Genomic DNA, 23,382 nt, shown 5'->3' on the forward strand with positions numbered 1-23,382 from the left:
TGATCGCAACGCCGTCCTGCGATCGGGTGTACAGTGACGCTCAGTGGCTACTATAAATGATGAGGTCGATTCCATCGGAAAGTAACTGTACGCATTCACCGACTTCCAACAAGACGTTCTCGAACAGGCCTCACACGAACTCCTACACCACTAACATCGATCCATAGATACACGGAGATAATAGCCGGCAAAGACGTCGGATCGCTGTCCGAGCAACAAAAGTTACTGGCACAGACTGCACTTCGGACGGCTACTGAACTTGGTGCCGCCCTTGAGACCCTAATGTCGGCGTTTGATGGGCGGATCACGGAGGTTCGGGAACAAGAAAATCGCCCGAGCGCTGGTCAGCCAGCAGTCTTCGGGTCGGGTGATGGTCCATTTCTCCTCCTTGATATCGATGGGGTAATCGCCGACCCCTTGGCAGAACACCTCCGCGATATCGGGTACCTCGATCGGCGGCGTGAACACCAGCTCGGGGTGGACGAGAGTGATCTCGGCGATGACCCTCGAGTCACCCATAGCGGCGGCTTCGATACCGCGAACTATGAAAATTGGACCCGGCAGACGCCCGTCTCTCGGATCGAAACGGCTCACCGCTACCCGCCGCCGTCGAAAACGATCTCGCCGTCGACCACGGTCGTCGCCACGTCGATCTCGTCGATCCGTTCGGAGCGGTCCCACGGCGACTCCTCGAGCACCACCAGATCCGCTCGCTTGCCGACCTCGAGCGTTCCGAGTCGGTCCTCGTCGAACCCGGCGTAGGCCGCGCCGCGCGTGTAGGCTCGCAGCGCCTCGGTGACCGACAGCCGTTGGGCCTCGGTGCCCGCGTTCACCGCGTACTGGACCCCGAGCAGGGGATCGAGGGGCATGCAGTCGGAACCGAAAGCCAGGGGGACGTCCGCCTCGAGCACCCCCCGAATCCGATTCGTTCGGTTCCGACGCTCCCGACCGAGTCGCTGATCGTAGAGCCCGCCCTCGTCGGCCCAGCGGTGGAAATTCGGCTGCATCGACGCCACGATTCCGGCCTCGGCCATTCGCTCGAGGTGGTCGTCCGTCACCAACTCCGCGTGTTCGATTCGGTGGCGCGCCGTGGCCGCGTTGGGGGTCTCCTCGAGGAGCGACAGCGTCTCCTCGATCGCTTCGTCGCCGATGGCGTGGACGCAAATCTGAAACCCCTCGTCGCTAGCTCGGTCGGTCACGGATGCGAGTTCGTCTGGGTCGACGACCCACTGGCCGCGCGCGTCGTCGCCGTCTCCGTCCGTCTCGGCGTCCGCGTACGGCTCCCGAACTCTGGCCGTTCGACTTCCGAAACTCCCGTCGGAGAAGGACTTGATCGCGCCCGTCCGCACCCGGTCGCCGCCGGCGTTCGTCGGCAGGCCGACGTCGACGAGCGACTCGAGGTGGTCGCTCCAGTAGTCGAGCCGAACCCGTATCGGGAGCTCGTCGTCGGCCGCCAGTTCGCGGTAGACCTGCGGCGCCCTCGAGCCGCGAACCTTGTCGTGGACGCCGGTGACGCCGAGTTCCACGGCGTGTGCCATCGCCGCGGTGAGCACCTCGCGCATCTCCTCGCGGTCCGCCGTCAGTTTCGATCTGACTGCCTCGGCAGCGTCTTCGACCGCAACTCCGGTCGGCTCGCCGTCCGCGTACCGGAGATCGTCGTCGGGCAGGTCGTCCGCGAACGCCTCGAGCGCGGCCGTGTTCAGCGACACCGTGTGGAGATCGACGCGCAGCGCGACGACGGGGCGTTCCTCGCTGACTCGATCGAGTTCCTCGCGCGTGAGCGGCTGCGTCCGCGATCCGTTCCACGAACTCTCGTCGTAGCCGAAGCCGAGGACGTGCTCGCGGTCGGGATCCTCCCCGGCCTGTTGGCTCAGGAGCTCGACGCACGAGTCGGCGCTGTCGGCGCTCGAGAGATCCGCGTGGACCAGGTGCTGTCCCAGTTGCTCCATGTGCGTGTGGGCGTCGATGAAGCCGGGAAGGGCGACTCGACCGTCGCAGTCGAGAACGTCGGTTTCGACGCCCTCGAGGAACGTGAGCTCGTCGGCGTCGCCGAGACGGACGATCTCGCCGTCGCGGACGGCGACGGCCTCGTAGACGGTGTCGGGGTCGGTGAGGGTGTGAACCTCCGCGTTGGTAATGATGAGGTCGGCGGCCGCTGTCATAGCAGCAAGCGTGCAGGCGAAGGGCAAAACAGTTGGGTCCGCCGATCCATCTCCGGAGATGCTGAAACTGCATCTCAGCACAAGGTTGACCTGTGAGCCCGTGGAATTGGCCGTATGATCGACCGCGATGGCCGGATCGTCTTCGGCTCGCTCCTGGTGTTCGTCGTCGCCCTCACGGGCTCGAACATCGCGGAACACCAGTTCGGGGCGTCGCTGCACGATCATCCGGTACTGTCGTTTCTCGTGTTCGGCGGCGTCGCCGTGGTCGGCCCGCAGCTCTACCTCGCCGCGACCGAAGAGGAGCCGTGGTCTCGAGAACGGGTTCAGTTCGTGACGGTCGCGACGGCCGTCTTCGCGACCCTGTTCGCCGCCGACGCGGCCGGGATGTGGTATCTGGTGCTCGCGTCGGTCGGTGCGGGCTCGCTGTTCGCGCTCGTCTGCTACGAGGTGCTCCGGTGGCACCGGATGACGGTCGACGAGGTCCGACCGCCGCCGACTGACCCATAGCGGGCGGTCCGACCCGCGGCGGATCGGCCGAGAATGACAGAACTACTAACTGTCTTCGGTCGAACACGTTGGTATGGTCTCCCGCGAAAACCGCGTCATTCTCGGCTCGTTTCTCCTCCTCGTCGTCGCAGTCGCCGCCATTGCTGCCGCAGAGCAGTGGCTGGACCTTCGGTACGGCGACAATTCGCTGCTCGCGTTCCTCCTGTTTGCCGGGATAGCCGTGGCCGTTCCGCAGCTCTATCTCGCGAGGACCGACACCGACGTCGACCCGCGGAGTAGGGTTCGATTCGCCGTGATCGCCACGATGGTGTTCGCGGCGATGTTCGCGGAGTCGACGGCCGACTTCCAGAGCCAACTGATTCTGGCGATCGCCGGCGGTTCGTTCCTCGTGCTCGTCGCCGCCGAGTTCGTCCTGGGGTATCGCGGGTCGGCGGCCGGCGGTGCGGGAGCCGATCTCGATCGATAAGCGATTGCGTTCGGTCGGCGACGGGACGACTCGAGACCGTGCTCATCCGCCGGCGAGACGATTCGAGGCCGCGCTCGATCCTCGAGAGTGTCGATTCGCCGGCCCGTCCTCGAGCCACGACGATCAGCAACCCTTAGGACCGACCCCCGTCTTGGCCAACGCATGACAGACCCCGAGGAGCTCGCGGCGAAGGTGCGCGAGGGCGAGCTTCGCATTCACGAACTCGAGGAGCACGCAGACCACGATACCGCGGCCGAGGCCCGCCGGCTGTACGTCGAACGCGAAACCGGGACGGATCTCGAGTCGATCGGCGACTACACGTTCCCCGCCGAGCGGGCGGAGCCGAACATCGAGAACATGATCGGCGCGGCCCAGATTCCGATGGGGATCGTGGGACCGGTCGACGTCAACGGCGAGGAGACCGGCGCGAGCGGCGGTGCCGCCGACGGCGAACACTACCTGCCACTGGCAACGACCGAGGGCGCGCTGCTCGCGTCGGTCAACCGCGGGCTCGGCGTGATCCGCACCGCCGGCGGCGCCGACGCTCGCGTGACCAAAAACGGGATGACTCGAGCACCCGTCTTCCGCGTGAAGGGGGTCGCGGAGGCCGCCGAAACCGTCGAGTGGGTTAACGACAATTTCGACGCGCTGGCCGAGGCCGCCGAGTCGACCACGAGCCACGGCGAACTGCTCGACGTCGAGCCGTACGTCGTCGGCGACTCCGTCTACCTGCGCTTCGCCTACGACACGAAAGACGCGATGGGGATGAACATGGCCACCATCGCGACCGGCGAGGCCTGCGAGATCGTCGAGAGCGAGACCCCTGCCTCCTTGGTCGCCCTCTCCGGGAACCTCTGTTCCGACAAGAAACCCGCCGCGATCAACGCCGTCGAGGGACGGGGCCGCTCGGTGACGGCCGACGTGCTGATTCCCGGCGAACTCGTCGAGGAGCGCCTGCACACCACCGCCGACGCAATCGCCGAGGCCAACACCCGCAAGAACCTCACCGGCAGCGCCAAGGCCGGCAGTCTGGGCTTCAACGCTCACGCGGCCAACGTCGTCGCCGCGGCCTTCCTCGCGACCGGCCAGGACGAGGCCCAGGTCGTCGAGGCCGCGAACACGATCACGACGATGGACGCCCGGCAGCGCGAGGACGGGACGACCGACCTCTACGCCAGCGTCTCGCTCGCCTCCCTCGAGGTCGGCACCGTCGGCGGCGGCACGAAACTGCCGACGCAGTCCGAAGCGCTCGAGATTCTCGGTCTTCGCGGCGGCGGCGAGCCGGCGGGCTCGAACGCCGACGCGCTCGCGGAGATCATCGCCGTCGGCGCGTTAGCCGGCGAACTCTCCCTGCTCGCGGCGCTGGCCTCGCGTCATCTGGCCAGCGCACACGAAGATCTGGGTCGCTAAGCGAACCGCCGACCGGAGCGGCGTTCGAGAAATCGTCGCTCAGCCGGCTATCTCGCGCTCCGCCCTTCGCGCTCGGATCGTCACGAGCGCGATGTACGCTCCACCGACGACGAGCAACAGGTAGCCGCCGAGCACCTGAAGGGCGCTCGCGGCCGGAGCGACCAGAACCAGTCCGACCGCCGCGACGGCGTGAGCGACGGCGAAATCTCGACGCCCGTACGCGCCGTGGAGAACGGCGATGGCGGCGAACGTCGCGGCGAACGCGCCGATAGCCAGCATCGTCGGGTCGAGTCCGAGAATCGTCTCGTCGATGTACCTGCCGTACGCGAAGAAGGCGAGCGCGGCGATCGTTCCGACACCGATCGCCGTCCCCTGCACGTCCACCGTCTCGTCCATATGCTCGACGTTGGGACGCGCGGTGCAAAGCCCTGACGTTCCGCTCGGTACCCTGTCAGCATCCGACTACAGCGATCGGTATCGGCCGCCGCTCTCGCTCACCCCGCCGCGCCGGACCAGTTTCTCGAGCGCGTTTCGGGCGTAGTCGGCCGACACGCCGCGCTCGCCAGCGTACTCGATAACCTCGTCCTCGGTCGGTCGATCCAATTCCTCGAGCGCTCGTTTGACGATTTCTTTCTTGCTCCCGCTGCGACTCGGCTGGCGCGGGTCGCGGTCGCCGGCGGCTTCGACCTCGTCGACGTCCAGTCCGGACTCCTCGAGGTACTCCTCGTCGTCGACGACCCCCTCGGCGACGTCGTCCTCGAGGGCGTCGAACGAGTCCAGTTTCGCGAAGGCCTCGCCCTCGCCCTGCCGACTCGCGAGCATCGAGGCGCGGACGTCGCGGGCGTGTCCGGCGTCTTCGGTCTCGACAAACTTCTTGCGCTTCTTGTAGCCCCGACGCGAGCCACAGCGGGGACACTGCGTGGTCTCCGAGCGCCCCTCGATGATCCAGAGGTTCGAACACTCGCTACAGCCGACGACGGCGTACATGTCACAGTGTGTGGCAGCCGACCTGTTGAACGCGTCGGTTCGATCGATACCAGCGCGTCGAGCCGCCGCTCGATAGCCGAGAGCCGTCTTCCCGGTGGCTCGTCGGCGGTGTACGCTGTCCATCCGTACCGCTTCGTGTCATTCGTCTATCTCGATGGTAGGTTATTCCTATTATCAACGTGTATTCGAGGTATGGGGTCACACGTTTCCCGGCGGCGAGCGCTCGAGGTCGGCGCAGTCGTCGGCACGATCGGTGTGGCTGGTTGCTTCGACCCTCAGATGGAGTCCGACGACGAGGCGGAGTCGCCGACCGAATCGGAACCCGGCGACGACGGCTGGGGGACCTTCCGCGGCGATTCGCGACTGACCGGAGTCGCTCCGGCCGAGGCGGCTCCGGGCGAATCGCTCGCGGTCGACTGGCGCGTGGACGGCGCGGACGTCGCGGCCGAGCGAGACGCGTCGCTCGAGGGGCCGATCACCGTCACGGTCGTCTCCTCGCCCGTGGTAGCGGACGAGTCGGTCGTCGTGACCGTCGAGTGCGTCGACGAGTCGACGGACGATCTGCTCACGACGCTGCTGGCGATCGACGTCGAATCTGGCGAGATCGAGTGGGCAATCGGGATCGAAAGCCGCGAGGGACGAGTGCTCGATCCCGTCGTTTCCGATAGCCACGAGGCGATCGGGGTGGTCCACTGGACCGACGACGGTGGTCGACTCTCGCTGATCGACGCCGAGAGCGGCGAGCTTCGCGACGAACGGGCGCTCGAGCGACCGAGCCAGCCGACGATGGCCGACGGAACGCTCTACGTCGACGGGACGAGCGTCGTCTCGAGTGATCTGTCCGACGGGGACGGCCTGTCGGAGGGAGGCGACCCGTCGAACGGAAACGGATGGGAGATCGAGTTGGGAACCGAGGCGGCGCCGGCGGCTCGTCTCACCGTCACCGACGACTCCGTGCTGGCTCCTCGGGGAGACGGACTCGTCGCCCTCGAGCGCGAGGACGGAACCCATCGTTGGGACGTGTCGTTCGTCGCCTCGGACGGCACCGAACGGGTCCCCTCCGGCGTGACCGCCCCGGTCGTCGGTGACGAGTCGGCGTACTGCGCCGGCGACCACGACGCGCTCGGGGAGTACCAGCCGTCGCCGCTGATCGCGCTCGATCCGGACGACGGCGAGGAACGGTGGCAATTCCGGCCCGGCTCCGACGACGGCGCGTTCGGCGGCGTCTACGGCTACCCGATCGAACGTGACGGCATCGTCTACGCCGTCGGCCTCGAGACAGGAGACCCGGACGCGGAGTCGCTCGAGGACGAGTTCTCCCTGTTCGCCGTCGACGACGGTGACCTCGTCTGGCAGGTCGACGTCGGACCGACGCTCGCTCCCGTCGCCGCTGACGACGCCCTCTACGTGCCGACCGCAGCGGGCGTTTCGGTCTACGGAACCGGCGGCGAACGACGTGATGAGGTCGACCTCGGGTCGTCGCCGAACCCCTATCGCTCGCCGGCGATCACTGACGGCCGACTGATCGTTCCGACGGACGACGGACTGGTCGCAATCGGCGATTGACGGCCGCGGTGGTGCGGTCCGTTCACCGCTTGAGGAGCCTTTTTCTCCCCGGATGCCGACGCAGACGCTATGGAACGGATTTCCCTCGACGACCTCGAGCCGTCCGAAGCCGCCGACGGCGTCCACCTGACCCTGATGGCCGGCGCCGACTCGATGAACGTCCAGCACTTCGAGATCGAACCCGGTGCGGCGGTCGAAGAACACAGCCACCCCAACGAACAAACGGGATTCATCTACGAAGGCGAACTCGTCTTCCGCAGCGACGGTGAGGAGGTCGTCTGCGGTCCCGGCGACTCCTACGCGATTCCGGGGGATCAGCCCCACGCCGCCGAGAACCGCGGGGACGAGACGGTTCGGGGCGTCGACATCTTCAGCCCGCCGCGGGAAAATCCGAGCTGGCAATCCGACTAGGACCCGGCTCCGGTCCGCGGAAGTGATGCTTTTTCACTAGTTCCACCAAAGAATACCACGGAGTTATATGCCGTAGTTCGCAAGGACAGCCGATGGCAACCGAATCGAAATCCTCGGGTTCGTGGGGAGTCGGACGAGTCGGATCGTACCTCGAGCGACTGGGGCCGACGTGGCTCGACGGGGCGATCGCGGCGGGACCGGCGACGATGGTCAGCCTGCTGGTCGCGGGCGCGAGCTTCGGCTACGCGCTGCTGTGGGTGGTCGTCCTCTCAGCGATCCTCGGCACCGTCGGCCAGTATCTCGCGATGCGGCTGGGGCTGCTCACCGAGGCTGGAATCGTCGCGGTCGTCGAGGAGCACCTCGGCTCGTTCTGGGCCTGGGTGCTCGTCGTCGACGCCGTTCTCGCCGCGGGGCTCGCCCAACTCGTGATCATGAAGACGCTGGCGGACGTCAGCGCAACGGTCGTCGAGACGGCAGGCGTCGGTATCTCTGCGCTCGCCGATCCGCGCCTTTGGGGAGTCACCTGGGCGGTGATCCTCGCGCTCGGACTGGCCGGCGGGGGGTATCGGCTCGCCGAGATCGGTGCGAAAGTGCTCGTCTCGCTAGTAGTGCTGGCGTTCGTCGCGTCGCTGTTCGTCGTTCCGATCGATCCGGCTGCGGCCGCGTCCGGACTCGCTCCCGAGATGCCGGCCGGCGTCGGCGGCGCGGTCGTCGCCGCCGGCGTTCTCGGCGGTGCGGTCCACATCACGCTTCTCACAATGCAGAGCTACACGATGCGGGCTCGCGGCTGGACGGAGGGCGACCGCGACATCGCGACCTTCGACGTCGTCAGTTCGATGCTCGTCGCCTTCGGGATCTTCAGCCTCGCCGTCTTCCTCGTCGCGGCGAGCGTGCTCCCCGACGCCGGCGTCGATCCGGCGACGCTCGACGCGATCCGGGCCGCCGAGGTCCTCGGTCCCGTCGCCGGCGAGTACGCGACGTGGCTGTTCCTCGCCGGCCTCCTCGGGGCGGCCGTCTCGACGCTGGGCGGGAACACGATCGTCCCGCCCTACCTCCTCGCCGACAAACTCGGCTGGGAGCAGTCCGTCGAGGATTCGCGCTACCGAGGGGCGATCGTCGCCGTCGCGCTCGTCTCGGCCGTCGGCGCGTTTCTCGAGGGAGCCTTCTTCGAACTGCTCGTCCTCGTGCTCGCCTTCGGCCTCGTCGGGACGCCCTTCGTCCTCGCCGTGATCCTCTATCTGCTGAACGATCCCGACGTCGTCCCCGAGACGAACTCGCACCTGCTGAACCTCGGTGGACTCGCGCTGTTCGCCATCGCGAGCGTTCTCGCGGGCGAGTTCGTCCTCGAGGAACTCGAGACCGTCACCGAACCGACGTCGGCGTTCGTCGTGGCCTTCGCGGTCGCGATGGCGCTGGCGATCGTCGGTCTCGTCGGGCGGTACGTGCGGGAGCGATTCGGTGCCGAGTGACGTCCGTTCAAACCAATCTTCAAGCCGGTCGAGGGTAATTGATCCGCTATGCCAGTACTCGAAGACGACGTCGTGATCGTCACCGGCGCGAGCCGCGGTCTCGGGAAGTCGATGGTCGAACGCTTTTCGGCGGAAGGGGCTCGAGTCGTCCTCACCGCACGCGACGAGGACCGATTGAGCGAGGTCGCCGCCGACCTTCCGACCGAGTCGCTCGTCGTGCCCGCGGACGTCCGAGACAGCGACGCGGTCGCAAACGTAATCGAACAGACGATCGAGGCATTCGGTCGCATCGACACGCTCGTCAACAACGCGGGCGTGGCGCCGATGGATTCGGACGGCGGTCTCGTGAACGTCACCGACGAGGAGTGGGAGGCCGTCCTCGAGATCAATCTCACCGGCGTCTTCTGCTTTACCCGCGAAGTCCTACCCCACATGTACGACCAAGAACGGGGGAACGTGATCAACATCTCCTCGGGGCTCGGCCGGCGAGCGATGGCCGGCGTCGGCCCCTACGTGAGTTCGAAGTGGGGACTCGAGGGACTGACCCGAACGACGGCGCTCGAGGGCGAGGAGCACGGCGTCAACGCCAACGCACTCGATCCGGGCGGTCGGGTCGACACCGACATCTGGGCGCACCTGCCCGACGAAGAGCGCGAGCAGATTCTCGATCCGGACGTGATGGACGACGCGGCCGTTCTGCTCGCCGCCCAGGGCCCCGACGGTGTCAGCGGCGAGTCGATGGATGCCGAGGACTGGGAGGAACGACTCGGGTAGTCGACAGTTCGAACGACCACCGTCTCCGTTCGGATCGGTACGCTACTGCGGGTGGCGCGCGCTGGATCACGGTGACCGATAGGGAACCGTGATCAGAAGCCGTGCGAGGTCGTCGCGAGTGAAACGAGCGACTGCGTGGAAGACGCGGAGCGTCTTCCTATGGATGAGTGAGCGACTGTAAGGAGCGAACGAATCGGATGGGGAGGACGTGGAAATCCCTGTTGCCATGATAGCAAAGTAGTACTCTTTTCGTTGAGATTTCCCTGTTCCCGTTCTCTTAGCTGTACGCCTCGAGCGCGTCCCACTCGCGTCGCATGAGTTCGCGGACGCCGTGCTCGAGTATTCCCTCACCGAGTGAGGTCGCCCGGTAGTACGAGTACAGCCCGTCGCTATCGGGATCCTTCCGTTTTCTGTTCTCGACGAGGCCGACGTCGACGAGTTCGTCGAGGTGATAGTGTAACGTGTTCGATCGGATCTCGAGGCCGTCGCGCAGTTCGCTCGCGTGCTGTGGCCCCTCCTCGACCAGCGTATTGAGTACGCGAAACCGCGTTTCGTTCCCAATCGAGCGCTGCATCTCGAGGTACTCCTCCAGGCTCAAGATGCTCTGCTCCGGAAGCAATTCGTCCCCGGACCGTCGTGCCGAGCGCTCGGACTCTGCCATGTGACAGTGTTGAATCGCCCCGTGCTTAAGCGTTCCCTGAGTCAGTAATTGCTGAAATCGGCCTGCTTTATATAGTCAGGGTGAGCACGTCGCGTATGCGCGATCGGATCATCGACGAACTGGGCGAGTTACCGCGATCACGATTTCTCGTCTACTTGATGGGACCGTACGAGGCGTTCGACGTCGAGCACGTGCTCGAAACCGCCGATTCTGGTGCAGTTCTGGAATCGGTCGACTTCGGAACACTCACTGACGCTGACCACGACCTCGAGCGTGACGAGGCGGCACTGGATCTCCTGCTCGAGGTTCGCGATCACCTACGAGCAAATGCAGGTGTCAATGCATTTCTCGCGATCGACATCGACGTACCGCTCTCGGAGCTGGACGCCGCGACCCAGAGTATCGCCTTCGCTCGAGCGAGCAACGCGATCGTATACGTCGTTCCCGCCGTCGGTGACAATCTCGGTGTCGGGATCGAGGTAGGATCCGTGCTCGAGGCGCTGTACGCCGAGGATGCTGCCGATCACCGTCGCGAACGAGTCGTATTCGTGCACGAATCGGGTGTCCGTAGTGCGATGATCGCTGCCGTTCGTGATCGTTGGGAGGCCCGAATCTACTCCTACGACGATCGTGAGGACCTGAATCGCCAAATCCGACTGTTCGTCCGTGATCTCGTTCGGAAGGAACGAACGGGTGAGCTGCCACGACTCGAATAGTCGCGTTCGCGGCGACCCTTAGGACAACGATTTCCGCATCTTCACGTGCGGTATTCCGGCTTCCTCGAACTCCTTCCCGTAGCGTTCGTACCCCAGACGACCATAGAAGGGGGCAGCGTGCGTCTGGGAGTGCAGTTTCAACGACTCGAGCCCCTCCACACGAGCCTGCTCCTCGAGGGCGTTCATCACCGCGAGACCGACCCCCTCTCCGCGATGCGACTCGAGGACGGCGACGCGTTCGACTTTCCCGAGCCCCGGTTCGGGCGCTCGCAGCCGAGCGGCCCCGATCGGCTCGTCGCCATCGTAGGCGACGAAGTGGGTCGACTCGTCCTCGTACTCGTCGTACTCGAGTTCTTCGTCGACGTCCTGTTCCTCGACGAACACCGTCCGACGGACTGCGAAGGCGTCCTCGCGTTCGTCCACCGACTCGACCGCGCGTACCTCAGTCATTGCACGCCAGTTCGGCCCGCCGCAACGAGAGGGTTACGACACGTTTGGATGCCGTTTCTTCGATACGTCGTGACTCGAGCGGGTCCGAGAAAAATGCAGAAATACGGGTTCGACAGCCGAGCGCTACGTTGACTGCCCGAGAAACGAGCTTATGCGAGTTTCTCGATGTTTGCGACGACTTCCTCGGCGTACTCGCTCGTCGCGAGCTTCTCGGCGTCCTCGAGCTGTCGTTCGAGGTCGTAGGTGACCTTGCCGGAGGAGATGGTCTCCTCGACGGCGTCGACGACGAGGTCGGCGGCGTCGTTCCAGCCCATGTACTCGAGCATCATGCGGCCCGAGAGGATCATCGCGGTCGGGTTGACCTTGTCCTGGCCCTCGTACTTCGGTGCGGAGCCGTGGACGGGTTCGGCGAGCATGCGGCCCTCACCGAAGTTTCCACCGGGGGCGATGCCGAGGCCACCGATCTGTGCGCCGGCGGCGTCGGACATGTAGTCTCCGTTGAGGTTCATCGTCGCGATGACGTCGTAGTCTCCCGTTCGGGTCAGGAGCTGCTGGAGCATGTTGTCCGCGATGCGGTCGTTGACGACGAGCGTGTCGTCGTCGACCTCGCCGTCTTGCTCCTCCCAGAGGGTGTCCTCGGTGATGACTTCGTCGCCGTACTCCTCTTCGGCGACCTCGTAGCCCCAGTCACGGAACTGGCCTTCGGTGAACTTCATGATGTTGCCCTTGTGGACCAGCGTGACCGAGTCGCGGTCGTTCTCGAGGGCGTAGTCGATGGCCTCGCGGACGAGTCGCTTCGTTCCGAACTCCGTGATCGGCTTGACGCCGATGCCGACGGGGCCGTCGTGGATGACGTTGTCGGCACCCATCTCGCCCTCGACGAACTCCTTGACCTGCTGGACTTCGTCGGTACCGGCTTCCCACTCGATGCCGGCGTAGACGTCTTCCGTGTTCTCGCGGAAGGTGACCATGTCCATCTCTTCGGGGTCCTTGACGGGCGACGGGACGCCGTCCATGTGGTAGGTCGGTCGAACGTTCGCGTAGAGGTCGAGCAGCTTTCGCAGGCCGACGTTCAGCGAGCGGAAGCCGGCGCCGACGGGCGTCGTCAGCGGACCCTTGATCGCGACGCGGTGTTCCTTGATGGCCTCGACGGTCTCGTCGGGCAGGTTCTCGTCGTACTTCTCGCGGGCGGACTCGCCGGCGTAGACGCGCATCCAGTTGATATCGCGGCCGGTCGCCTCTGCGGCAGCCTCGAGCACCTTCTGTGCGGCAGGACCGACGTCACTGCCGACACCGTCGCCGTAGATAATCGGGATAATCGGGTTGTCAGGCACCTCGAGTTCGTCCTCGGTACCCTCTTTCAGCGTGATCTTCTCCCCGTCTTCCGGGACCTCGATCTTGTCGTAGCTCATCTCGTCTGTACGGTTCTTCGACGGGGGTAAAAGGTCTACCATTTCTATCGACGGACGACGAAATGTCGACGGTTCAAAACCGGATCGGGACGGCGGTTCGACGCGACAGCCGATCGTGGCGGATACAGCCGCTCGGCACGCTGTCGGCCCCTGAAGCGGAAACTCCACCAGATTGAAGCGACGAGTTCGCTCGTCGCCGAGTCTCCCGCTCCGTCGTGTCGCTGGCGACCGATACCGATCCTACGAACAGTTCGGCTCCGGGGGATCGTCCCAGTAGCGGACCATCAACACGACCCCGGCACCGACGAGACACGCACCGAGGAGACCCAGCGTCCCCCGTCCGACCGACGTCAGCCACCCCTCCTCGAGTGCGGTCCACAGGGCGGCCAACACGGTAATTCCGACGACGGTGAGCGCCGAGCCGACGTCGACCCGGTCCCGGCGGTCGTCGGTCGCCAGTCGCCAGACGGCAATGGCAGCCATCGTCGCACAGAAGGCAGCAAGTACCGCGACTGGCGTCATTGTCGTCAGCGGTACACAGGCTGCCGTCGTAAGTGTACGGGATTTGGTCCCGCCGTTCGATCACGAAACGCTCTCCTATACCGCGTTCGCTGGAGAGCGTATGCAGGTACTCGTACACGGCGGAGCCGGTAGCGATCCCGAAGAGCCCGAACCCAGACAGGGCGTTCTCGAGCAGGCTGCCGACGCCGGCGCGGCGGAGTCGGACCCCGTCGACGCGGTCGAAGCGGCGGTGGCGGTTCTCGAGTCCGATCCGCGGTTCAACGCCGGCGTCGGAAGCGCGGTCCAGAGCGACGGCGAGATCCGAACCGACGCGGGGCTGATGACCGACGATCGATCCGTCGGCGCCGCCTGTTCGATGCCGAGCGTCGAACACGCGCTGCGCGTCGCTCGCGTCGTCATGGAGGAGACGCCCCACGGGTTCGTCTCCGGCGATCACGCCGTCTCGCTGGCCGACGCGTACGGTGTCGAGACGGGCGTCGACCTCTGGTCAGAACGCACGCGTGAGAAGTGGACCGATCTCGAGCCCCCGACCGGCGATTCCAGGGTCCACCTCGAGTGGATCCGCAGTCGGTACGGCGATTCCGATCCGGACGGCCGGGACGAAGATGGAAAATCGGTCAGGGATCCCGAACGGCCCGACAGCGACCTCGACCACGACACGGTCGGCGCCGTCGCGTTCGACGGCGACTCCCTCGCGGCGGCAACCTCGACCGGCGGCCGGTGGCTCGCGCTCGCCGGCCGCGTCGGGGACGTGCCGCAGGTCGGCTCGGGCTTTTACTGTTCACCCGCCGCGGCGGTCAGCGCGACCGGCGCCGGCGAAGATATCGCCCGCGTGACGCTCTCGAGACGGGTCGCCCGCCACGTCGAGCGCGGCTGTGACGCCGACGAGGCGACCTCGCTCGCGATCGAGGAGTTCGGCGAACTCACCGGCTCGCGGGCCGGTGTCATCGCGATCGATTCCGACGGGACGCTCGGCTCGGCGTACAACAGCGACGCGATGCAGACGGCTCGAGCGGACCGGCGGTAGTCCGGCGAAATTTCGACGATTGACGTGAGGTACTTTTAATATCGTCGTGACCATCGTCGCACTCGATGCTCGAAGCCCCATACCACGCGGCCCGGCACTGTCCGGAGTGCGCCTCGAGGCTCTCGAACGTACAAGGTGTCGACGCCTGTCCGGACTGCGACTGGGTTGATACCGACCGTTCGACGACGCCACCGGCCTGAGCGGCGCCGCCGACGGGAGTCGACCGGAGACGGAACCTCTTTTTGTCGACCGGTACAACCCCGGTGCATGGCCGAATCCGAGGTGGACCTCGAGTCCGAGAAGTACGAAAAGCACCGTGAAGCGGGGGAGATCCTCTCCCAGGTTCGCACAGAGACAGCCGAGCGCGTCGAGGTCGGCGCGAGCCACCTCGAGGTAGCGGAGTACGCCGAGGATCGCATCCGCGAACTGGGCGGGAAACCGGCGTTCCCGGTCAACATCTCGATCGACGAGGAGGCCGCCCACGCCACGCCGTCGATCGACGACGAGGAGACGTTCGGCGAGGAGATGATCAACCTCGATATCGGCGTCCACGTCGACGGCTGGCTGGCCGACACCGCGATCACCGTCGACCTCTCGGGTAACCCCGAACTGGCCGAGGCCTCCGAGCAGGCCCTCGAGGCCGCGATCGACATCATCGAACCGGGCGTCGACACCGGCGACATCGGCGCCGAGATCGAGGACGTCATCACCGGCTACGGCTACAACCCGGTCGTCAACCTCACCGGTCACGGGCTGGGCCACTGGGAACAACACACCAGCCCCAACATCCCGAACCGCGCCGTCTCGCAGGGGACGACGCTCGAGGTCGGCGACGTCGTCGCGATCGAGCCGTTCGCGACCGACGGCGGCGGCAAGGTCACCGAAGGCGCCAGCGAGGAGATCTTCTCGCTCGAGCGCGAGGGATCGGTCAGAAACCGACAGGCTCGCGACGCACTCGAGCAGATCACCGAGGAGTTCCGCACGCTTCCCTTCGCGACCCGGTGGCTCGAGACCGACCGCGCCGAGATGGCGCTGCGTCGGCTCAAGCGCAACAACATCGTCCACGGCTACCCGGTGCTCAAGGAGGACGACGGCTTCCTCGTCAGCCAGAAAGAGCACACGATCATCATCACCGAAGACGGCTGTGAAGTGACCACGGCGTAGACGGAAGCGAAGATCGGTACTTCTCGAGCGTCAGGAGTTGATTAGTTCGAAAGCGAGTGAGCGTCGGCCCCGGACGGCGCCAGACGTCGAGAGAGCGAGAGCGCGGTATCGAGAAATCCGTTCCGTCCGTGCTGCGTGCGAATCGAGTCTCGCGTTCAGGCGTTGTTCATCCGCTGGCTCGTCCGGTTGCCACAGCGCTGGCACTCGGCCACGCGGTAGGGTTCGCGGGAGAACTGGGCGTTCTCTTTCTTGAGGCTCTCGGTCCGAATCTGGACGGACACCTCGTGGAGCGTGTCCAGATCGCAGTCGTCGCAGTGCTCGGTCATCCCGTTGACGGAGTCGTCAGTCGTTGCCATTAGCGGACTCCTTTCGTCAGTACGGTCTTAAATCCCTGTTTCATTTCGAGCGCTGAGTCGAACAACTGGACGAAACCTCTCTAGATCCCCTCTCCGGCCACGAGAGCGTGTATTATCGTTCATTCAGGACTCCCTGTAATTCGCTTTCGAGCTACAGTCATTGATTGGAGGAGTACAAGGACCGTTTACGACGGGGCTCGGAGCGGAGCCGGGAGTGAAACGCTTTAGGGCCGTCTCGAGTGGGCATCGGTATGGAGCAGGTGTTCGCACCGTGGCGGATCGATTGGATCAAACGCGAGGACAAGAACCCCGATATCGACGACTGCGTCTTCTGTGAGCTGCCGGAGCAAACCGCTGATCGCGAGAATTTGCTGCTCGCACGGAGCGAGCACGCCTTCGTCATGCTGAACAACTACCCGTACAACCCGGGCCACGCGATGGTAATTCCACGAACGCACACGGGAGACTACCGGGACCTCACCGACGAGCAACTGCTCGATCACGCCCGCTTGAAACAGCGAACGTTCGACGCCCTCGAGGTCGCCCTCGAGCCGAACGGCTTCAACGCCGGCTTGAACCTCGGTGACGGGGCCGGCGGCTCGATCGACGACCACCTGCACACGCACGTCGTCCCGCGCTGGGAGGGCGACACTAACTTCATGCCCGTCCTCAGCGACACCTCGGTGATCGTCGAGGCGCTCGAGGAAACGTACGACCGCGTCCGCGAGGCGTTCGCCGGACAGGAAGAGGCCATCGTTCCCGGCGACGAGGACGAGGCAATCAGGTTCGAGTGACGAGTAGGATCGGCTGACGAGCCCGGATCGACTGACGAGAGCGCGGATCAACTGACGAGCGTCCGCGCGCTGGCAACTACCGGCACGATACCCCGGCCGACCATACGTTTTTGCGGCGCTGTCGCGTGCTATCGAGCGTCATGGAGTACGAGGTCGTCCACACCGACGACGTACCGAAGACGGATCTTTCCGAGATAGACGAGGTTCCGCCGGACCTCCAGATCCGGGCGTTAGACGAGGTGCTCCCCACCGAGCACGTCCAGCTCAAGCTCTGGTACTTCGAGCCCGGCGAGGAGATCCAGTACCACGCCCACAGCGAGCAAGAGGAGCTCTACTACGTCCTCGAGGGCGAGTTCTCGGTAAAGCTTGGCCGCTCCGGCGAGGAGGAGTACGTCGACGCCGAACCGGGGACGTTCTGGATGGCGCGGCCGGAGATCGGCCACGGCCATCGCAACGTCGGCGACGAACAGGGTGTCGTCCTCGCGATCGGAGCGCCCGCCGTCGAGGATCCCGGTCTCGACCCCCACGGTCTCGAGGACGAGTAGCGGGTTCCGGCGACGTAATCAAGCGTCACTCGCGTCGATATCGAGCGACGAAGTAGCGGCGCCGTCAGGCGTAGTTCGCCTCGAGATAGTCGAGAATGCGTTCGGATTCGGGCATCGTGACGCCGCGCTCGTCGTCGACGATGACGGGGACCTGCCGCTGGCCCGAAACGCGCTTGACCTCGTCGCGCTTCGAATGCAGCCCCTCGGTCCAGACGCTCTCGTAGTCGACCTCGAGTTCGTCGAGGCGGTCGGCGACGAGTTCGCAGTACGGACAGCCCTCGAGCTGATACAGGGTAACCATATCCCCCCTTTCGGCTCGGGTCGACAAAAGCGTGGGTGCCGACCGCGTCCGCGGAAGTGCCGACGCACGTCGTTGGGGGTTCTGCCGCGGAACGGAGGTTTTTGTCGCTTCGCGGGGGAGACGGGGTATGCCACCGACCGAGGGCGACACCGTTCCGGCGTTCGAAGCACTGTTGTGCGACGGCGAGACGTTCCGTTCGACGGCGCTCGAGGAAGCGCTCGGGGATCGGGGCGGCGTCCTGATCTGTACCGGCTTCGCGTTCAGCGCGATCGCACAGAACTGGTGGAAACAGTTCGTTCGCGCGGGCTGGGGCGAGTTCGAGGACGTCTCGGTGCTGGGCGTCAGTCGCGACGGGCCCTACGCGCAAAACGAGTTCCTGCGCTGGCTGGACGAGCCCGCGTTCCGCTTCTTCGCGGACGTCGACGGCGCGGTGAGCGAGTCGCTCGACCTGCTCGCCGACCGCGATCACATGGCCAACGTCTCGACGCCGTGGCGATCCGCGTTCGTCCTCGACGCCGACCGGGAGGTCCAGTACGCGTTCGTCGCGGACGACTGGATCTCGCCGCTGCCGCGCGAGGAGATCGAAGCGGCTATCGACGAACTCTGAGGAAAAACGGCCCGCAACTGACCTACACTGGCTTCCCGAACGCGTACATCGTCTCGTGGGCCGTCACCTCGAGGTCGACGAAGTCGCCGGGCTCGAGACCGTACTCGCTCGCGTTCTGGACGATGAGCTGCCGGTACGCCGAGTCGCGGCACTTCACCGAATCGGCGGTGCCCTCCTCGACGACCAGTACGTCCTCGCGCGTCTCGCCGACCATGTCGGCGTAGGCTTCGCCGACGATCTCGCGTTTCGCCGCGCTCATCTCCTTCGAGCGCTCCTTCTTGAGCGTCCCGCCGAGGCCCTTCATCTCGGCGGCGTCGGTGCCCGGCCGCTTCGAGAAGCGGGTGACGTTGACCTTCTCCGGACGCGTCTCGCGCAGCAGGGCCATCGACTGTTCGTGGTCGTGGTCCGTTTCGGTCGGGAAGCCGACGATGAAGTCCGTCGAGAGCGTCCAGTAGTCGAGGGCCGCATCGAAGCTCTCGATGACCTCGAGATACTCCTCGACCTGGTGCTGGCGGCGCATGTCGCCGAGCACGTCGTCGCTGCCCGACTGCACCGGCGCGTGCAGGAAGTCGTAGAGTTCGTCGTACTCGGCGAAGACGTCCGCTAGCTCCTCGCGGATGCCGTGGACGCCCTTCGGGTTGGCCATCCCGACGCGAACGCGGAACTCGCCCTCGAGTTCGCAGATCTCGGAGAGCAGCCGGTGCAGTTTGCGTTCGCCCTCGTCCCAGCCGTAGACGCCGGTGTCCTGACCCGTGATCCGGATCTCCTTCGCGCCGGCGTGGATCAGCGCGCGGGCTTTCTCGACGTTTTCCTCGATCGGGGGCGAGTCGATCTTGCCCGTCGCGTGCTTCGTGATGCAGTACGAGCAGTCGGACATACAGCCCCGCGCGATAGGCAGGATGCCGACGACGCCGTCCAGAATGGGTTCGGCGTCGGGCGTCGTCGTCGGACACTCGCCGTTCGTGACCGCCTCCGGCACCTCGTCCCAGTGGAGCACCTGCCCGTCGACCTCCGCCTTCGCGAACTCCTCGCCCTGGGCGAGCGCCATACAGCCCGTGATGAACAGGTCCGCGGTCTCGTCGGCCAGTTCCTCGGCGCGGCGGAGCATGTTCCGCTCGGTCTTCTCGACGACGGTGCAGGTGTTCAGGATGGCGACGTCCGCCTCGTCGGCCCCCTCGACTCGGTAGTGGCCCGCGTCGCGGAGCCGTCGCTCGATCTCACGGCTCTCCCCGCGGTTGGACGTACAGCCGTACGTCTCGATGTGGTACCGGGCCATTCGTTGCTATACGCTCGTCCGGTCCGAACGGCCAAAAGCCCGACGGATCGGGGCAGACCACCCTAGCGGACGTCGGGATCCGCGCTCGAGGCCTCCTCGACGAACCGGTGACTCGAGTATCGACGGCGACCCCAGTGCGCTCATCGTCGGACGCGATAAGGCTAAAACTCGCCTCGAAACTGTGCGTCGGAGAGAACTCCGGGTCGCCCCGTGCTCCCGCCCACGTACTCGCCGCGTTGGACTCGTTCGCGAAAGGCGTCGTAGACCCGATACCGCTCGCCGTCGCGCTCGTCGTCGAACGTATCCGTCCCGCGAGCGCCGCCGAACACCGTCCAGTCGGTTTCCTTGTCGATATTGAACCAGCAGGCCATTCGGACGTCGTTCGCCTCGATATAGTCGAAGACGTCCTCGATCCACTTGCGTTTGGCCTGCATGTCGGGTTCGCCGTCCCGGATCGACGTGGTCCCGAACTCGGGGAGCGACAGGGGGCGGCCGGTGAGATCGACGAGTCTGGTTCGCATCGGTTCGAAGATCGAGTCCGGCGACCGCCAGCCGTCCCCCATCGGGCTGTCGCCGAAGTTGTAGCCGTCGATGCCGACCCAGTCGACGTATGCGTCGCCGGGGTAGCTCGCCTCCGTGGGCACCTCCCCGTGTTCGGTCGCGTTCGGGTTCCAGAGCCACTGCACCCGATCCCGCGGATCGCCCGCACCGATCGCGGCGACGGCGTTCATCAGCCGCTCGTGGACGTACCGCCAGGCGTCGACGAAGGCCTCGGCGTCGCCGTCCTCGAGCACGCTCCAGGGGAGCCAGTCCCCGTTCATCTCCGGAAACGGTCGGAAGTAGAGCCGTCGCGGCCCGTCGATCGCCGGATCGTCGGTCGCCAACCACGCCGCGAGTTCCGCCACCCACCACTCGAGGACGTCGTCGTACTCGCCGTCGCGAACCTGCCGCGTGATCGTCGACGGCGTGTCGGTCTCCGAGCCGGTGTAGGAGAGCCAGGTCACCATCGGCACGTGACCGGTCTGCCAGACCTCGGTCATCCCGGAGAGAAACTGCCGACGCACGCGCTCGTCGTCGTCCGCGTTCACGTACAGCGTAAGCACGCCGAAACGGGTCTCGAGCCACCGCTCGAATGGGCGGAACTGCTCCGGCGAGGCGGCGTTTTCGCCCGGATACGCGCCGAGAATCCGCCGGCGTTCGTTGGTCGTCGGCCCGGCACAGCCGCTGATCGAACTCAGAAGCGGGACCGTGCCGACCGAACAGAGGACGTCGCGTCGTCGCACGGGAGTGATACGGCGCGAGCGGGCATACGTATCGCGGACGGTCGCGGACGATCGCGGGCGCGCCGAAAGCGTGCCTTCAAGTCCGACCCCGCGCAACGCCACCACATGAACCCAGGCGATCGCGTTCGCGTCGACCGCGCGGATCGCACGTACGAAGGCGTGTTGCTCCCCTCGAGTACCGACGACCACCTCGTCGTCAAACTCGAGGGCGGCTACAACGTCGGCGTCGACCGGGACGGCGCCGACGTCGAACTGCTCGAGGAAGACGTCTACGAGATCGACGGCGACACCGCAGGTGAGGAAGGGAGCGTCTCCGAGATCGAGTTCGACGACGACTTGCCGACGATCTCGCTGATCTCGACGGGCGGCACCATCGCGTCGACGGTCGACTACCGCACGGGCGCCGTGACGGCGCAGTTCGACGCCGAGGACGTCCTACGCGCGGTTCCGGATCTCGCCGGTCGGGCGAACTACCGCGGGAGAGTCGTCGCGAACATCCTCTCGGAGAACATGGAGCCGCCGCTCTGGCAGGACCTCGCGCAGGCGGTCTCGGAGGAGATCGAAGCCGGCGCCGACGGGGTCGTCGTCATGCACGGCACCGACACGATGCAGTACTCCGCGTCGGCGCTCGCGTTCATGCTCGAGACGCCCGTCCCGATCGTCTTCACGGGCTCCCAGCGCTCGGCCGACCGACCCTCCTCGGACAACGTGATGAACGCCGTCTCGGCCGTCGAGGCAGCCAAGAGCGACTGCGCGGAGGTGCTGGTCTGCATGCACGCCTCCGAGAGCGACGATATCTGTGCGCTGCACCGCGGGACGCGCGTCCGGAAGAACCACACCTCGCGTCGCGACGCCTTCGAGACCGTCGGCGCCGAACCGCTGGGCGAGGTCGAGTACGAGACGGAAGACGTCACGTTTCGACGAGAGTACCAACAGCGAGGCGAGACCGACCTCGAACTCGCCGACGCCCTCGAGAGCGACGTCGAACTCCTCAAGTTCACGCCCGGAATGGACCCCGCCTTCCTCGACGTCGTCGAAGGGGCGGCGGGCCTGGTCATCGAAGGCACCGGCCTCGGCCACGTTCAGACCGACCTCATTCCGCGGATCGAGGGGCTCGTCGAAAACGGCACGACGGTCGTGATGACGAGTCAATGTCTCGAAGGTCGGGTCTGTGACCGGGTCTACGATACGGGTCGGGACTTGCTCGAGGCCGGCGTCGTCGAGGCCGGCGACACCCTCCCCGGGACGGCGAAAGTGAAGCTGATGTGGGCGCTCGAGCACAGCGAGAACGTTGAAGAGGCGATGGGGACCTCGCTGGCCGGCGAGATTCAGGAGCGATCGGTTCCCTGGGAGTAGCCGCGAAATCGACCGTCCCGACAGCGTCCCGGGGCGTACGCTCCGTCCCGCCACCCCGTCGAGGGTATGCGATTTTACGGCACACTGCGTCCGTCTGAAAAGCGCTTTCCCGCGTGACTGCCTCAGATGCGTTCAACGAACCATGGTTCCCAATCTGGAGACCGAGACGCCGGTCGAGATCCGCCGGGCGACCCACGACGACTACGAGGCCGTCGTCGACTTTACGAGCGACATCTGGCCGGATCGCGGCGGCGATTACATTCCGAAAATCTACCACGACTGGCTCGAGGACGACGGAGACGACAGGAAAACGTTCCTCGCGACGATCGACGGCGAAGCCGCAGGCATCGTTCAGGCCGTCATGCTCACCCCCGACGAGGCCTGGTTCCAGGGGATGCGAGTCTCCGCAGACCACCGTCGACAGGGCGTGAGCCAGCGGCTGAACGAAGCCTGCTTCGAGTGGGCGCGCGAGCGGGGCGCGACGCTCGCCCGCGTCATGATCTTCTCGTGGAACGCGGTATCGATCGGCGCGGCCCGCGCGAGCGGCTTCGAGCCGATCACGGAGTTCCGGTTCGCCCACCCGACCCCGGACCCGGACGCCGAGGGACCGTATCGCGTCTCGGGCGATCCGACGGCCGCCTGGCGCTACTGGACCCACAGCGACGCCCGCGAGCACCTGTCCGGGCTCGGGCTCGATCCCGAGGAGTCGTGGGCCGTCCGCGAACTCACGCGCGAGGACTTCGAGCGCTTCGCCGACGAGTCGGCGGTGTTCGCCGTCGCGGGCGACGACGGACTCGCGGGGGCGGCCTACCGGAGCCGAACGTACGAGCGAACCGTCGAGAATGATGGCGACGCCGATTCGGGCGACGACACGGAACCCGAAACCGAGACGTGGGCCGAGTACGGCGTCGGCGCGTGGGAGGACGTCGATGCCGCCCGCTCGCTGTTCGCGGCGATCGCTCGAGACGCGGCCGACTGCGGAGCCGACGAGGCGCGTGTCCTGATCCCCGAAACCGCCCGATACGTCTGTGACGTCCCGTACGCCGGCGCCGGACTCTCCGACGAGCCGGATTTCGTGCTCGGGATCGATCTCGCCGCGAACTGACGGGGGTTGGCCGTCGATTCGTTTCTACGAGAGATCGATCGTCGGGTCGTCCGCG

Annotated in this window: 28 protein-coding genes; 16 read left to right on the top strand and 12 right to left on the bottom strand. The window is 65.8% G+C overall.

The features are described 5' to 3' along the window. Positions 1-279: 279 nt before the first annotated feature. Positions 280-519 (bottom strand): hypothetical protein, encoded by a 240-nt coding sequence (locus BLT08_RS10115; RefSeq protein WP_090305813.1) that lies wholly within the window; start codon positions 517-519, stop codon positions 280-282. A 77-nt stretch (positions 520-596) separates the two neighbouring features. Then, a complete protein-coding gene (locus tag BLT08_RS10120) occupies positions 597-2,162 on the bottom strand; it encodes an amidohydrolase (protein ID WP_090305816.1) in 1,566 nt (521 codons plus the stop codon). 114 nt (positions 2,163-2,276) lie between these two features. Between BLT08_RS10120 and BLT08_RS10125 the strand changes: the two genes are divergently transcribed. The 3 genes from BLT08_RS10125 to hmgA all read left to right on the top strand — a co-directional run bounded on the left by BLT08_RS10125 (position 2,277) and on the right by hmgA (position 4,545). Continuing rightward, complete coding sequence (locus tag BLT08_RS10125) at positions 2,277-2,669, top strand: hypothetical protein (RefSeq protein ID WP_090305819.1); 393 nt, start codon at positions 2,277-2,279, stop codon at positions 2,667-2,669. Positions 2,670-2,742: 73 nt separating this feature from the next. Next, entirely contained in the window at positions 2,743-3,135 is a 393-nt protein-coding gene (locus BLT08_RS10130; protein ID WP_090305822.1) for a DUF7987 family protein, read from the top strand. A gap of 162 nt (positions 3,136-3,297) precedes the next feature. Continuing rightward, complete coding sequence (hmgA, locus tag BLT08_RS10135) at positions 3,298-4,545, top strand: hydroxymethylglutaryl-CoA reductase (NADPH) (RefSeq protein WP_090305825.1); 1,248 nt, start codon at positions 3,298-3,300, stop codon at positions 4,543-4,545. A gap of 39 nt (positions 4,546-4,584) precedes the next feature. Here the strand turns inward: hmgA and BLT08_RS10140 are convergent, their stop codons facing one another. Beyond that, entirely contained in the window at positions 4,585-4,941 is a 357-nt protein-coding gene (locus tag BLT08_RS10140) for a hypothetical protein (protein WP_090305827.1), read from the bottom strand. A 66-nt stretch (positions 4,942-5,007) separates the two neighbouring features. Next, a complete protein-coding gene (locus BLT08_RS10145) occupies positions 5,008-5,532 on the bottom strand; it encodes a DUF5817 domain-containing protein (RefSeq protein WP_090306154.1) in 525 nt (174 codons plus the stop codon). A gap of 192 nt (positions 5,533-5,724) precedes the next feature. On the opposite strand from BLT08_RS10145, the gene BLT08_RS10150 reads away from it, so the two are divergent. From BLT08_RS10150 to BLT08_RS10165, 4 genes are all read left to right on the top strand, one after another. Continuing rightward, a complete protein-coding gene (locus tag BLT08_RS10150; protein WP_090305830.1) occupies positions 5,725-7,098 on the top strand; it encodes an outer membrane protein assembly factor BamB family protein in 1,374 nt (457 codons plus the stop codon). A gap of 69 nt (positions 7,099-7,167) precedes the next feature. Continuing rightward, complete coding sequence (locus BLT08_RS10155; protein WP_090305833.1) at positions 7,168-7,509, top strand: cupin domain-containing protein; 342 nt, start codon at positions 7,168-7,170, stop codon at positions 7,507-7,509. Positions 7,510-7,601: 92 nt separating this feature from the next. Then, positions 7,602-8,978 (top strand): NRAMP family divalent metal transporter, encoded by a 1,377-nt coding sequence (locus BLT08_RS10160; RefSeq protein WP_090305836.1) that lies wholly within the window; start codon positions 7,602-7,604, stop codon positions 8,976-8,978. Positions 8,979-9,026: 48 nt separating this feature from the next. Continuing rightward, positions 9,027-9,752 carry an SDR family NAD(P)-dependent oxidoreductase gene (locus BLT08_RS10165; protein ID WP_090305839.1) on the top strand — a complete coding sequence of 242 codons (726 nt, stop codon included), beginning with the start codon at positions 9,027-9,029 and terminating at the stop codon, positions 9,750-9,752. A 277-nt stretch (positions 9,753-10,029) separates the two neighbouring features. Here the strand turns inward: BLT08_RS10165 and BLT08_RS10175 are convergent, their stop codons facing one another. Next, positions 10,030-10,413, bottom strand: a complete 384-nt coding sequence (locus tag BLT08_RS10175) for a winged helix-turn-helix domain-containing protein (protein WP_090305842.1) — start codon at positions 10,411-10,413, stop codon at positions 10,030-10,032. Between the two features lie 95 nt (positions 10,414-10,508). Between BLT08_RS10175 and BLT08_RS10180 the strand changes: the two genes are divergently transcribed. Next, positions 10,509-11,129 carry a DUF7509 family protein gene (locus BLT08_RS10180; protein ID WP_090305845.1) on the top strand — a complete coding sequence of 207 codons (621 nt, stop codon included), beginning with the start codon at positions 10,509-10,511 and terminating at the stop codon, positions 11,127-11,129. A gap of 18 nt (positions 11,130-11,147) precedes the next feature. On the opposite strand, the gene BLT08_RS10185 is transcribed toward BLT08_RS10180, so the two are convergent. From BLT08_RS10185 to BLT08_RS10195, 3 genes are all read right to left on the bottom strand, one after another. Further along, the gene (locus tag BLT08_RS10185) at positions 11,148-11,579 is read right to left on the bottom strand and encodes a GNAT family N-acetyltransferase (protein WP_090305848.1); all 432 of its coding nucleotides are present in this window, start codon (positions 11,577-11,579) and stop codon (positions 11,148-11,150) included. 149 nt (positions 11,580-11,728) lie between these two features. Continuing rightward, entirely contained in the window at positions 11,729-12,991 is a 1,263-nt protein-coding gene (icd, locus tag BLT08_RS10190) for an isocitrate dehydrogenase (NADP(+)) (RefSeq protein ID WP_090305851.1), read from the bottom strand. A gap of 240 nt (positions 12,992-13,231) precedes the next feature. Beyond that, positions 13,232-13,513 carry a hypothetical protein gene (locus tag BLT08_RS10195; protein WP_090305854.1) on the bottom strand — a complete coding sequence of 94 codons (282 nt, stop codon included), beginning with the start codon at positions 13,511-13,513 and terminating at the stop codon, positions 13,232-13,234. A gap of 100 nt (positions 13,514-13,613) precedes the next feature. Between BLT08_RS10195 and BLT08_RS10200 the strand changes: the two genes are divergently transcribed. The 3 genes from BLT08_RS10200 (at position 13,614) to map (ending at position 15,704) form a co-directional block, all read left to right on the top strand. Further along, positions 13,614-14,540, top strand: coding sequence for an isoaspartyl peptidase/L-asparaginase (locus BLT08_RS10200; RefSeq protein WP_090305857.1), 927 nt, complete (start codon positions 13,614-13,616; stop codon positions 14,538-14,540). 65 nt (positions 14,541-14,605) lie between these two features. Beyond that, positions 14,606-14,740, top strand: a complete 135-nt coding sequence (locus BLT08_RS23585; RefSeq protein WP_281245260.1) for a hypothetical protein — start codon at positions 14,606-14,608, stop codon at positions 14,738-14,740. Positions 14,741-14,807: 67 nt separating this feature from the next. Then, complete coding sequence (gene map, locus BLT08_RS10205; RefSeq protein WP_090305860.1) at positions 14,808-15,704, top strand: type II methionyl aminopeptidase; 897 nt, start codon at positions 14,808-14,810, stop codon at positions 15,702-15,704. A gap of 155 nt (positions 15,705-15,859) precedes the next feature. Here the strand turns inward: map and BLT08_RS10210 are convergent, their stop codons facing one another. Then, positions 15,860-16,060: a DUF7835 family putative zinc beta-ribbon protein gene (locus tag BLT08_RS10210; protein WP_006088794.1), complete on the bottom strand. Its 201-nt coding sequence runs from the start codon at positions 16,058-16,060 to the stop codon at positions 15,860-15,862. Between the two features lie 251 nt (positions 16,061-16,311). On the opposite strand from BLT08_RS10210, the gene BLT08_RS10215 reads away from it, so the two are divergent. Together BLT08_RS10215 and BLT08_RS10220 are read left to right on the top strand one after the other, a co-directional pair. Further along, on the top strand, positions 16,312-16,854 hold the full coding sequence (locus BLT08_RS10215; protein WP_090305863.1) for an HIT family protein: 543 nt from the start codon (positions 16,312-16,314) through the stop codon (positions 16,852-16,854). 140 nt (positions 16,855-16,994) lie between these two features. Continuing rightward, positions 16,995-17,399: a cupin domain-containing protein gene (locus BLT08_RS10220; RefSeq protein ID WP_090305866.1), complete on the top strand. Its 405-nt coding sequence runs from the start codon at positions 16,995-16,997 to the stop codon at positions 17,397-17,399. Positions 17,400-17,463: 64 nt separating this feature from the next. On the opposite strand, the gene BLT08_RS10225 is transcribed toward BLT08_RS10220, so the two are convergent. Then, positions 17,464-17,700, bottom strand: a complete 237-nt coding sequence (locus BLT08_RS10225; RefSeq protein ID WP_090305870.1) for a glutaredoxin family protein — start codon at positions 17,698-17,700, stop codon at positions 17,464-17,466. Between the two features lie 127 nt (positions 17,701-17,827). Here BLT08_RS10225 and BLT08_RS10230 point away from each other — a divergent pair, with 127 nt between their 5' ends. Then, a complete protein-coding gene (locus BLT08_RS10230; protein WP_090305873.1) occupies positions 17,828-18,307 on the top strand; it encodes a redoxin domain-containing protein in 480 nt (159 codons plus the stop codon). A 22-nt stretch (positions 18,308-18,329) separates the two neighbouring features. Here BLT08_RS10230 and BLT08_RS10235 read toward each other — a convergent pair whose 3' ends face one another. Further along, positions 18,330-19,583 (bottom strand): tRNA (N(6)-L-threonylcarbamoyladenosine(37)-C(2))-methylthiotransferase, encoded by a 1,254-nt coding sequence (locus tag BLT08_RS10235; RefSeq protein ID WP_090305877.1) that lies wholly within the window; start codon positions 19,581-19,583, stop codon positions 18,330-18,332. A gap of 161 nt (positions 19,584-19,744) precedes the next feature. Continuing rightward, positions 19,745-20,866 (bottom strand): glycoside hydrolase family 26 protein, encoded by a 1,122-nt coding sequence (locus BLT08_RS10240; RefSeq protein WP_090305880.1) that lies wholly within the window; start codon positions 20,864-20,866, stop codon positions 19,745-19,747. Between the two features lie 105 nt (positions 20,867-20,971). Between BLT08_RS10240 and gatD the strand changes: the two genes are divergently transcribed. Both gatD and BLT08_RS10250 read left to right on the top strand, forming a co-directional pair. Continuing rightward, positions 20,972-22,222, top strand: a complete 1,251-nt coding sequence (gene gatD / locus BLT08_RS10245) for a Glu-tRNA(Gln) amidotransferase subunit GatD (protein ID WP_090305883.1) — start codon at positions 20,972-20,974, stop codon at positions 22,220-22,222. A 142-nt stretch (positions 22,223-22,364) separates the two neighbouring features. Beyond that, positions 22,365-23,327 carry a GNAT family N-acetyltransferase gene (locus BLT08_RS10250; protein ID WP_090305886.1) on the top strand — a complete coding sequence of 321 codons (963 nt, stop codon included), beginning with the start codon at positions 22,365-22,367 and terminating at the stop codon, positions 23,325-23,327. The last annotated feature ends 55 nt before the right edge of the window (positions 23,328-23,382 follow it).

Origin of the sequence: Natronorubrum texcoconense (assembly GCF_900100335.1) — an archaeon.
Classification (GTDB): Archaea; Halobacteriota; Halobacteria; order Halobacteriales; family Natrialbaceae; genus Natronorubrum; species Natronorubrum texcoconense.

Excerpts from the sequence above, each read along its gene's own strand:
- BLT08_RS10115 (WP_090305813.1), bottom strand. The coding sequence starts at position 519 with ATGGGTGACTCGAGGGTCATCGCCGAGATCACTCTCGTCCACCCCGAG.
- BLT08_RS10120 (WP_090305816.1), bottom strand. The coding sequence starts at position 2,162 with ATGACAGCGGCCGCCGACCTCATCATTACCAACGCGGAGGTTCACACC.
- BLT08_RS10125 (WP_090305819.1), top strand. The coding sequence starts at position 2,277 with ATGATCGACCGCGATGGCCGGATCGTCTTCGGCTCGCTCCTGGTGTTC.
- BLT08_RS10130 (WP_090305822.1), top strand. The coding sequence starts at position 2,743 with ATGGTCTCCCGCGAAAACCGCGTCATTCTCGGCTCGTTTCTCCTCCTC.
- hmgA (WP_090305825.1), top strand. The coding sequence starts at position 3,298 with ATGACAGACCCCGAGGAGCTCGCGGCGAAGGTGCGCGAGGGCGAGCTT.
- BLT08_RS10140 (WP_090305827.1), bottom strand. The coding sequence starts at position 4,941 with ATGGACGAGACGGTGGACGTGCAGGGGACGGCGATCGGTGTCGGAACG.
- BLT08_RS10145 (WP_090306154.1), bottom strand. The coding sequence starts at position 5,532 with ATGTACGCCGTCGTCGGCTGTAGCGAGTGTTCGAACCTCTGGATCATC.
- BLT08_RS10150 (WP_090305830.1), top strand. The coding sequence starts at position 5,725 with ATGGGGTCACACGTTTCCCGGCGGCGAGCGCTCGAGGTCGGCGCAGTC.
- BLT08_RS10155 (WP_090305833.1), top strand. The coding sequence starts at position 7,168 with ATGGAACGGATTTCCCTCGACGACCTCGAGCCGTCCGAAGCCGCCGAC.
- BLT08_RS10160 (WP_090305836.1), top strand. The coding sequence starts at position 7,602 with ATGGCAACCGAATCGAAATCCTCGGGTTCGTGGGGAGTCGGACGAGTC.
- BLT08_RS10165 (WP_090305839.1), top strand. The coding sequence starts at position 9,027 with ATGCCAGTACTCGAAGACGACGTCGTGATCGTCACCGGCGCGAGCCGC.
- BLT08_RS10175 (WP_090305842.1), bottom strand. The coding sequence starts at position 10,413 with ATGGCAGAGTCCGAGCGCTCGGCACGACGGTCCGGGGACGAATTGCTT.
- BLT08_RS10180 (WP_090305845.1), top strand. The coding sequence starts at position 10,509 with ATGCGCGATCGGATCATCGACGAACTGGGCGAGTTACCGCGATCACGA.
- BLT08_RS10185 (WP_090305848.1), bottom strand. The coding sequence starts at position 11,579 with ATGACTGAGGTACGCGCGGTCGAGTCGGTGGACGAACGCGAGGACGCC.
- icd (WP_090305851.1), bottom strand. The coding sequence starts at position 12,991 with ATGAGCTACGACAAGATCGAGGTCCCGGAAGACGGGGAGAAGATCACG.
- BLT08_RS10195 (WP_090305854.1), bottom strand. The coding sequence starts at position 13,513 with ATGACGCCAGTCGCGGTACTTGCTGCCTTCTGTGCGACGATGGCTGCC.
- BLT08_RS10200 (WP_090305857.1), top strand. The coding sequence starts at position 13,614 with ATGCAGGTACTCGTACACGGCGGAGCCGGTAGCGATCCCGAAGAGCCC.
- BLT08_RS23585 (WP_281245260.1), top strand. The coding sequence starts at position 14,606 with ATGCTCGAAGCCCCATACCACGCGGCCCGGCACTGTCCGGAGTGCGCC.
- map (WP_090305860.1), top strand. The coding sequence starts at position 14,808 with ATGGCCGAATCCGAGGTGGACCTCGAGTCCGAGAAGTACGAAAAGCAC.
- BLT08_RS10210 (WP_006088794.1), bottom strand. The coding sequence starts at position 16,060 with ATGGCAACGACTGACGACTCCGTCAACGGGATGACCGAGCACTGCGAC.
- BLT08_RS10215 (WP_090305863.1), top strand. The coding sequence starts at position 16,312 with ATGGAGCAGGTGTTCGCACCGTGGCGGATCGATTGGATCAAACGCGAG.
- BLT08_RS10220 (WP_090305866.1), top strand. The coding sequence starts at position 16,995 with ATGGAGTACGAGGTCGTCCACACCGACGACGTACCGAAGACGGATCTT.
- BLT08_RS10225 (WP_090305870.1), bottom strand. The coding sequence starts at position 17,700 with ATGGTTACCCTGTATCAGCTCGAGGGCTGTCCGTACTGCGAACTCGTC.
- BLT08_RS10230 (WP_090305873.1), top strand. The coding sequence starts at position 17,828 with ATGCCACCGACCGAGGGCGACACCGTTCCGGCGTTCGAAGCACTGTTG.
- BLT08_RS10235 (WP_090305877.1), bottom strand. The coding sequence starts at position 19,583 with ATGGCCCGGTACCACATCGAGACGTACGGCTGTACGTCCAACCGCGGG.
- gatD (WP_090305883.1), top strand. The coding sequence starts at position 20,972 with ATGAACCCAGGCGATCGCGTTCGCGTCGACCGCGCGGATCGCACGTAC.
- BLT08_RS10250 (WP_090305886.1), top strand. The coding sequence starts at position 22,365 with ATGGTTCCCAATCTGGAGACCGAGACGCCGGTCGAGATCCGCCGGGCG.